General features: G+C 62.3%; 7 protein-coding genes, 1 tRNA gene and 2 pseudogenes. 4 read left to right on the top strand and 6 right to left on the bottom strand.

What is annotated here, in order from left to right; all coding sequences use genetic code 11:
• The 5 genes from A3728_RS09985 to pdxH all read right to left on the bottom strand — a co-directional run.
• Positions 1 to 3,250, bottom strand: a 3,250-nt coding sequence (locus A3728_RS09985; RefSeq protein ID WP_067922869.1) for a vitamin B12-dependent ribonucleotide reductase, incomplete at its 3' end; no start/stop codon positions are given.
• Between the two features lie 651 nt (positions 3,251 to 3,901).
• Positions 3,902 to 3,978, bottom strand: a tRNA-Pro gene (locus tag A3728_RS09980).
• A gap of 41 nt (positions 3,979 to 4,019) precedes the next feature.
• Positions 4,020 to 4,490: a DUF192 domain-containing protein gene (locus A3728_RS09975; RefSeq protein ID WP_201722232.1), complete on the bottom strand. Its 471-nt coding sequence runs from the start codon at positions 4,488 to 4,490 to the stop codon at positions 4,020 to 4,022.
• Between the two features lie 5 nt (positions 4,491 to 4,495).
• Positions 4,496 to 5,023, bottom strand: coding sequence for a cold shock protein (locus tag A3728_RS09970; RefSeq protein ID WP_201722233.1), 528 nt, complete (start codon positions 5,021 to 5,023; stop codon positions 4,496 to 4,498).
• A 59-nt stretch (positions 5,024 to 5,082) separates the two neighbouring features.
• Positions 5,083 to 5,688 (bottom strand): pyridoxamine 5'-phosphate oxidase, encoded by a 606-nt coding sequence (gene pdxH, locus A3728_RS09965; RefSeq protein ID WP_067922867.1) that lies wholly within the window; start codon positions 5,686 to 5,688, stop codon positions 5,083 to 5,085.
• Between the two features lie 216 nt (positions 5,689 to 5,904).
• On the opposite strand from pdxH, the gene fabI reads away from it, so the two are divergent.
• The 4 genes and pseudogenes from fabI to A3728_RS23975 form a co-directional block, all read left to right on the top strand.
• On the top strand, positions 5,905 to 6,711 hold the full coding sequence (gene fabI, locus A3728_RS09960; RefSeq protein ID WP_067922864.1) for an enoyl-ACP reductase FabI: 807 nt from the start codon (positions 5,905 to 5,907) through the stop codon (positions 6,709 to 6,711).
• Positions 6,708 to 7,310, top strand: coding sequence for a LysE family translocator (locus A3728_RS09955; protein ID WP_067922862.1), 603 nt, complete (start codon positions 6,708 to 6,710; stop codon positions 7,308 to 7,310). Before fabI ends, A3728_RS09955 begins: the two co-directional genes overlap by 4 nt.
• 1 nt (position 7,311) lies before the next feature.
• A complete protein-coding gene (gpt, locus tag A3728_RS09950; protein WP_067922860.1) occupies positions 7,312 to 7,818 on the top strand; it encodes a xanthine phosphoribosyltransferase in 507 nt (168 codons plus the stop codon).
• A 114-nt stretch (positions 7,819 to 7,932) separates the two neighbouring features.
• Positions 7,933 to 8,052, top strand: a pseudogene (locus tag A3728_RS23975) (aminotransferase); the annotation flags it as partial.
• Here A3728_RS23975 and A3728_RS22750 read toward each other — a convergent pair.
• Positions 8,038 to 8,107: pseudogene (locus A3728_RS22750) on the bottom strand (xanthine phosphoribosyltransferase); the annotation flags it as partial. The pseudogenes A3728_RS23975 and A3728_RS22750 overlap by 15 nt on opposite strands.

Raw genomic sequence — 8,107 nt, 5'->3', positions numbered from 1 at the left:
AGGTGGCGCCTTCGGGTTTCACATGGGCCAGATCCGTCCGGTCTAGGTAGCTGACCGCCAGTTCGCGGAAGATATAGTCAAGGATCGAGGTCGCGTTCTTGATGCTGTCGTTGCCCTGCACCATGCCCGCGGGTTCGAACTTGGTGAAGGTGAAGGCATCGACGAACTCTTCAAGCGGCACGCCGTATTGCAGGCCCACGGAAACCGCGATGGCGAAGTTGTTCATCATCGCCCGGAAACCGGCACCTTCCTTGTGCATGTCGATGAAGATCTCGCCCAGTTTGCCGTCTTCGTATTCGCCGGTGCGCAGATAGACCTTGTGCCCGCCGACGTTGGCTTTCTGGGTATACCCCTTGCGCCGCTGGGGCATCTTTTCGCGGTGGGATTTGATGATCTCCTTGACGATCACCTTTTCCACGATCTTTTCGGCCAGCACGGCGGCCTTGTCCTGCATCGAGCCGCTTTCCAGCGTTTCGGCGGCCTCGTCGTCGTCCTCGACCAGCGCGGCGGCGAGCGGCTGGCTCAGCTTCGATCCGTCGCGGTAGAGCGCATTGGCCTTGATCCCCAGCGACCAGCTGAGCTCATAAGCGTTCTGGCAATCGGAGATCGACGCATCGTTGGGCATGTTGATCGTTTTGGAGATCGCGCCCGAGATGAAGCTTTGCGCGGCGGCCATCATGTAGATGTGGCTATTGACGCTGAGGTAACGCTTGCCCTTCTTCCCGCAGGGATTGGCGCAATCGAAGATACCGTAATGCTCCTGCTTGAGGAACGGCGCGCCTTCCAGTGTCATCGTACCGCAGACGTGGTCATTGGCCGCGTCGATGTCCTTTTTCGAGAAGCCCAGCGACCGCAGCAGGTCAAAGGTCGGATCATTCAGCTTCTCGGCGGGAATGCCCAGAACCTGCGTGCAGAACTCCTCTCCCAGCGTCCACTGGTTGAAGACAAAGCGGATGTCGAAGGCCTGCGCCAGCGCCGCGTCCACCTTGGCCAGTTCGTTGGGGCCGAAACCGTGACCCATCAGCGTGGTGTGATTGATACCCGGCGCATTCCCGATGGAGCCATGGCCCACCGCGTAGCTCACGATTTCCTCGATCTGCGCGGAGCCGTAGCCCAGCTTTTCCAGCGCCGCGGGCACCGACTGGTTGATGATCTTGAAGTAGCCGCCGCCGGCCAGCTTCTTGAACTTCACCAGTGCGAAATCAGGCTCGATCCCCGTGGTGTCACAATCCATCACCAGACCGATGGTGCCGGTGGGCGCGATGACGGAGGTCTGCGCATTGCGGTAGCCGTGCTGCTCGCCCAGCTTCAGCGCCTCGTCCCAGCAGGACATCGCCACATCGACCAGTGCGGGCTGCGGGCAGCTTGCGTGATCGAGCGGCACGGGCTTCACCGCGAGACGTTCGTAGCCCGTGTCGTTGCCATGGGCGGCGTTGCGGTGGTTGCGGATGACGCGCAGCATGTGCTGTGCGTTCTTTTCGTATCCGGGGAAGGCGCCAAGCTCTCCGGCCATCTCTGCGGAGGTTGCATAGGCCACACCGGTCATGATCGCCGTCAGCGCACCGCAGAGCGCGCGGCCCTCGTCGCTGTCATAGCTCAGCCCCATGTTCATCAGCAGACCGCCGATATTGGCATAGCCGAGGCCCAGCGTGCGGAAGTCATAGGACCGCTGCGCGATTTCCTTGCTGGGGAACTGCGCCATCATCACGCTGATTTCCAGCGTCACCGTCCACAGACGGCTGGCGTGCATGTAGTCTTCGACCTGAAACTCACCGTCTTGGAGGAAAGTCAGCAGGTTCATCGATGCGAGGTTACAGGCCGTATCGTCGAGGAACATGTATTCCGAGCAGGGGTTCGACCCGCGGATCGCACCGTCTTCGGGGCAGGTGTGCCAGTCGTTCACGGTGTCGTGGTACTGGATGCCGGGGTCGGCACAGGCCCAGGCGGCATGGCCCACCTGCGCCCAAAGATCGCGGGCCCGCACCGTTTTCGTCACCGTGCCGTCGACGCGGTTGATCAACTCCCAGTCCGCATCCTTTTCCACCGCCGTCAGAAAGGCGTTCGTCACCCGGATGGAGTTGTTGGAGTTCTGGCCCGAGACGGAGTTGTAGGCTTCGGAATCCCAGTCCGTGTCATAGGTGGGGAATTCGATGCTGGTGTGTCCCTGACGGGCGTAATCCAGCACGCGCTTCACGTAAGTCTCGGGGATGGCGACCTTTTTCGCTTCGCGGATCGCGGCCTTCAGCCCCTCGTTCTTGGCCGGGTCATAGGCATCCGCCTCCGCGCCGTCCCACGCCCGGATGGCGGCGAAAAGCTTGTTCAGCTTTTCTTCGTGCATCTTGGAGCCCGCGACGATGCTCGCGACCTTCTGCTCCTCCAGCACCTTCCAGTTGATGAAGTCCTCGATATCGGGGTGGTCGGCATCTACGATCACCATCTTCGCCGCGCGACGGGTGGTGCCGCCGGACTTGATCGCGCCTGCTGCGCGGTCCCCGATCTTGAGGAACCCCATCAAGCCCGACGACTTGCCGCCGCCCGACAGCTTCTCGCCCTCTCCGCGGAGCGATGAAAAATTAGTGCCCGTGCCCGAGCCATATTTGAACAGCCGCGCCTCGCGGACCCAGAGGTCCATGATGCCGCCGTCACCCACCAGATCGTCGGCGACCGACTGGATGAAGCAGGCATGGGGCTGGGGATGTTCGTAGGAGGATTTGGAGCGGGTCAGCTTGCCGCTCTTATGATCCACATAGTAATGCCCCTGCGCCGGGCCATCGATGCCATAAGCCCAGTGCAGCCCGGTGTTGAACCACTGCGGGCTGTTGGGCGCCGCGCGCTGACTGGCCAGCATATGGCGCATTTCGTCGAAATAGGCGCGGGCGTCTTCTTCGGTGGTGAAATATCCGCCCTTCCAGCCCCAGTAGGCCCAAGCCCCGGCCAGCCGGTCGAAGACCTGCTTGGAAGAGGTTTCGCCCTCCATCGTCGCACCTTCGGCGGGAACCGACCGCCAGAGGAACTCGGGCACGTCCTTTTCCTTCACCGGGCGCGTGGCCGAAGGCACGCCCGCCTTGCGGAAGTATTTCTGCGCGATGACGTCGGATGCGACCTGGCTCCAGCTCGCGGGGACTTCAACGTTATCGAGCTTGAAGACGACGGAACCGTCCGGGTTTCGGATTTCGGACACCGTGGTCACGAAATCCAGATCGCTGTAGGCATCCTGCCCGGCCTTGGTGAATTTCCGTTCAATCTTCATCTGTCAGCTGCCTCATCATCCAGCGTTATCTTCAGGGCCCGCAGGTCACCGCGGTCCGGGTCATAGCGATCGGGCATGAGGTTCGGGCCGCTGCCATCGCCAGCGGTGCGCAGAATGCGTGTACGGAACGATCCGTGAGCCTGTCCCCTTACCCCGGCGCACCTTCCAGATTTTCACTAGATATTGTGGGCGCGCCGCCGATGCCCACAAACTGGCGTATACACACCGGTCGGGTCAACGCGTTTTTTTGAGAATTTGACTAATCTTTCGGTTGACCGGATCTCTGCGTTCGAAGGGTTCGGATCATCCCCGATTCAACCACCGCGGTTCCCCAAAGTTGTCCAGAGGCCGCGCGCCCGGCCGAGGGGCGGAATATGCCAAGCAATGAACAGGCTTAGAGCGCACAACAGAGGTAAGCTGCGAAGTTGTACACAGGCCCGCCCCGCCCGCGCATTCACACGGGCGAAAAATTCCCCGCGATCGGCAATCGCCCGCCCCGGCGCTCGAGTCGTCACGTTTATGCAACTATCAAGCGAAGTTTGGCCCCGAATCGCAAATCATCCCCGTATGTGGACAGAAGGTCGCGACAGACCACCAGATGTAGTGTCCGCGCCGTCAGGCCGGCCCTACGAGTGATATGAAATGGAAAGATGGTCGGAGCGAGAGGATTCGAACCTCCGACCCCCTGTACCCAAAACAGGTGCGCTACCAGGCTGCGCCACGCTCCGACTTGGGGTTCAATAGACGCCCCGTCTGGCTTTGAAAAGCCCTAACAGGGCCAAGCGGGATCGGTCGCGGCAAATGCCGGGTGGCGCAGTTCCGTACCCACGTCGATGCCCATCCGCGCGGCCAGCCCACCGTTGATTTCCAGCACCGCAAGCCGGTTGTCGCCCCCGGGAATATCGGTTTCATCCAGCGGAATCGCATTGTGATGAATGCTGCGCACAACGCCCGAGGCATCGATGAACAGCAGATCGAGCGGGATCAGCGTGTTGCGCATCCAGAAGCTCAACGTTTGCGGCTCGTCGTAGATAAAGAGCATGCCCGAGGCCAGCGGCAGGCTTTCCCGGTGCATGAGCCCGAGAGAGCGTTCTTCGGGATCGTCGGCAATTTCCACGCTGAACCGGGCCTGCCCCCAATCGCCCCGCAGCATGACGGAATCCTCGCGGCAGACCGCCGCCGTCGCCGTCTGGGCCACGCAGCCTGCCAACGCCATGGCCAACAGCGGGCCGCGCGCCATCCGGGTCACTCGTGAAGGGGTTGTGTCAGTACCTTTTCCCATGCCTGAACCTCGGCAGCCATCTGGCCGCGCTGACCGTTGATTACCCGGATCGCCAAGGCCTCCCCCGGTTGCAGGTCGGAGAGGCCGGACTGGCGCAGCACCTCTATGTGCAGGAATATATCTTCGCGCCGACCGAAGACATTTGCAAATCCGAATCCCTTGGCCTTGTCGAACCATTTGACCCGCGCAGGCTCCAACGGTGCGGCGGCCACGACGGCGCCGTCCAGTTCCACGATATCGGCCAGCGCGCTGGCCTGCGCGCCCTCGGGCGGCTGCACGGCAAGCACCTCGGTCGCCTGAACGCCACGTTCGGTTCGCTGGGCGCGGAAACGCAGGCGCGCGCCGTCCGCCACCGAGCTTTGCCCGAAGTTCCGCAACACGTTCACATGCAGCAGAATATCCGGACCGCCCGTGTCCGAAACGACAAAGCCGAACCCCTTGGAAGGGTCGAACCATTTAACCACGCCATCCAGCGCATCTTCATTGTTCATGTCCTCTGACACAGAAGCCCTTCCTATCTGTTCCTCCAAGGTTGCCATGAGCCGCACCTTCAGGGGTTCAATCTTTGTACGGTCCATTCCCCATCCGGCCCGGCGCGGCGCCATTGAAACCTGTCATGCAGGCGAAAGGCGCCGTCGGCCCAGAATTCTATTTCAACCGGGGTGAGCCTGTAGCCCCCCCAGAACGGCGGGCGCGCGGGATCGGTCCCGTGCCGCGCCGTCATCTTGGCGACTTCGGCCATCAGCGTGGCCCGGCTGTCCAGCGGGCGCGACTGACGCGATGCCCAGGCCCCCAGCCTGCTCTTGAGAGAGCGCGAACGATAATAGGCGTCGGCCTGCGGGCCATCCTCCCGCGTGATCGTCCCCCGGGCGCGAATCTGGCGGCGCAGGGATTTCCAGTGCATCACGAAGGCGGCGCGCCCGGCGGCGTCCAATTCTTCGGCCTTGGCGCTTTCGTAATTGGTGTAGAAAACGAAAGCTGCGTCCTCGATATCCTTCAGCAGCACCATACGCGCATTGGGCATCCCCTGCGCATCCACGGTGGACAATGCGATGGCATTGGGATCGTTCGGCTCCGCCGCCTCGGCCTCCTGCAGCCAGCGGCGCGCGATGCCGAACGGATCATCGCCCGCGAATATGCCGTTGCGCTCTTCCATCTTCTCGATTCCCAGCGATCGGTCCCGTCTGATGCGGGTTCCGAAGGTGACCTATAACATATGACATAGCACTACAACAAAAGCGAGACCCGCAAACTCATTGCGCAATGCTAAGGAGAGTTGTGTCCGGCCTGCCCGAATCCACGCAGTCTTGAAGCACTGCGAGCAATGACCTAAACGTCAAATCTTATAACACGAAGTGACTGGGATGAGCCAATGGGCAATGACTTGATGCAGGGTAAACGCGGGCTCATCATGGGGTTGGCCAACGACAAATCCATCGCCTGGGGGATCGCCCGGACGCTGGCGGACGCGGGCGCGGAACTGGCCTTTTCCTACCAGGGCGAAGCGTTGAAGAAACGGGTCGACCCGCTCGCCGCCCAACTGGGCAGTGACATTGTCCTGCCCTGCGATGTGGGTGACGAAAGTTCTGTCGATACGCTGTTCGAGACCTTGGGCCAGAAGTGGGACAATCTGGACTTCGTGGTTCACGCCATCGGGTTTTCCGACAAGAACGAACTGCGCGGCCGCTATGTTGATACCACCCGGGGCAATTTCACCCGCACGATGGATATTTCGGTCTATTCCTTCACCGCCGTCATGCAGCGCGCCGAGAAGATGATGAACGCGGGCGGCAGCGCCGTCACGCTCACCTACTACGGCGCCGAACAGGTAATGCCGCATTACAACGTGATGGGCGTCGCCAAGGCCGCGCTGGAGGCGAGCGTGAAATACCTCGCCGAGGATCTGGGCAAGGACGGCATCCGCGTGAACGCCATTTCCGCCGGTCCGATCAAGACGCTGGCCGCCTCCGGCATCGGCGATTTCCGCTACATCATGAAGTGGAACGAATACAATTCCCCCCTGCGCCGCAACGTGACCATCGACGATGTCGGCAAGGCCGCGCTCTATCTGCTGTCCGACCTCGGCAGCGGCACCACGGGGGAAAACCTGCATGTGGATTCGGGCTATCACATCGTGGGGATGAAAGCCGTCGACGCCCCCGACATGGTCAAGGAATGACCGCAGACAGCCTGATCGCCTTCAACCTCGTGCTGTTGGCAGCACTGGCCAGCCCCGGTGCTGCACTGCTTTTCTGCATGCGCACCACCGTGATGGCCGGACGCCGCGCCGGGATGCTGACGGGCCTTGGCCTCGGGCTTGCGGCGGCATTCTGGACGCTGGCGGCCCTGCTCGGGCTGGAAGGTATATTTACCCTCTTTCCTTGGGCTTACGGCGCGCTGAAAATCGGCGGCGCACTTTATCTTCTCTGGATCGCCTATGCCACGTGGCGTCATGCGCGCGCGCCCCTTGGACAGGCGGCGGGGGCCACGCGGCACACCCTGATGGCCGGGCTCATCGTGAACCTCGGCAATCCGAAATCCATGCTTTTCGCGGCGGCGGTGATCGTCGTCGTCTTCCCCCAGGCGCTGTCGGGGGCCGAGATCGCCTTCGTCGCACTCAACCACCTCGTTCTCGAAGTGCTGTTCTACACCCTGCTCGCCATGGTGCTGGGGGCGCCCGTCGCGCGCCGCCGCTACCTGAGCCTCAAACCCGTCCTCGACCGGATCGCCGCCACCCTGCTGGCGGGCCTCGGTCTGCGACTGCTGCTGGAGAAATAAGATGCCCGACCACCGCCTGCCGCATGAAAAGGGGTTCCATATTTCATGGGACCAGATCCACCGGGACAGCCGCGCCCTCGCGTGGCGGCTGGACGGCGAAGGCCCCGACAACGGGGCGTGGCGTGCCGTGGTGGCGATTACCCGGGGCGGCATGGCGCCCGCGATGATCGCCGCGCGGGAGCTGGACATCCGCACCGTCGACACGATCTCGATCAAATCCTACGATCATCAAGAACAATCCGAGGCGAAGGTGCTGAAATCCCCCGACGCCGACCTGATGGGCGACGGAACAGGCATCCTTATCATCGACGATCTGGTGGATTCCGGCAAAACGCTGGAAGTGGTGCGCGCGATGTACCCCAAGGCGCATTTCGCCACTGTCTATGCCAAACCCAAGGGCCGCCCGCAGGTCGATACCTTCATCACCGAGGTCAGCCAGGACACATGGATCTTCTTTCCATGGGACATGGCCCTGCAATATGTCGAGCCTTACCGCGGCAAGGACTGACCGCCCCGCCCCGGCAACTGGGAGGCCAAGCATAGGCGTGAAACAAACCTGTGCTTCACCCTTTCCCAAATACTCCCGCCGGAGGCTCCCGCCCTATCGACTGGAGAGCGACCGATGACGACCCCGCGTACCCTTGCGACCTTCGCCCCCCCGGTGATGGAGGCGCGGCGCTGGCTGGATGGCGTGACCTTTCCGCCCAACCGCCCCCTCATCAACGTGAGCCAGGCCGCCCCGGGTAATCGCCACCACGGCACGCCACGCCCCGTTGTCGGGGCCTTCGCCGTCCAGC

The organism is Sulfitobacter sp. HI0040, assembly GCF_001634885.1.
In the GTDB taxonomy this organism is placed as follows: domain Bacteria; phylum Pseudomonadota; class Alphaproteobacteria; order Rhodobacterales; family Rhodobacteraceae; genus Sulfitobacter.
The sequence above is the reverse complement of the archived record's forward strand: the minus strand, read 5'-3'. Positions and strand labels throughout refer to the sequence as shown.

What these genes read in the sequence shown, in the direction of transcription:
- A3728_RS09975 (WP_201722232.1), bottom strand. Translation starts at nt 4,490, where the DNA reads ATGGCGCGCGGCCCGCTGTTGGCCATGGCGTTGGCAGGCTGCGTGGCC.
- A3728_RS09970 (WP_201722233.1), bottom strand. Translation starts at nt 5,023, where the DNA reads ATGAACAATGAAGATGCGCTGGATGGCGTGGTTAAATGGTTCGACCCT.
- pdxH (WP_067922867.1), bottom strand. Translation starts at nt 5,688, where the DNA reads ATGGAAGAGCGCAACGGCATATTCGCGGGCGATGATCCGTTCGGCATC.
- fabI (WP_067922864.1), top strand. Translation starts at nt 5,905, where the DNA reads ATGGGCAATGACTTGATGCAGGGTAAACGCGGGCTCATCATGGGGTTG.
- A3728_RS09955 (WP_067922862.1), top strand. Translation starts at nt 6,708, where the DNA reads ATGACCGCAGACAGCCTGATCGCCTTCAACCTCGTGCTGTTGGCAGCA.
- gpt (WP_067922860.1), top strand. Translation starts at nt 7,312, where the DNA reads ATGCCCGACCACCGCCTGCCGCATGAAAAGGGGTTCCATATTTCATGG.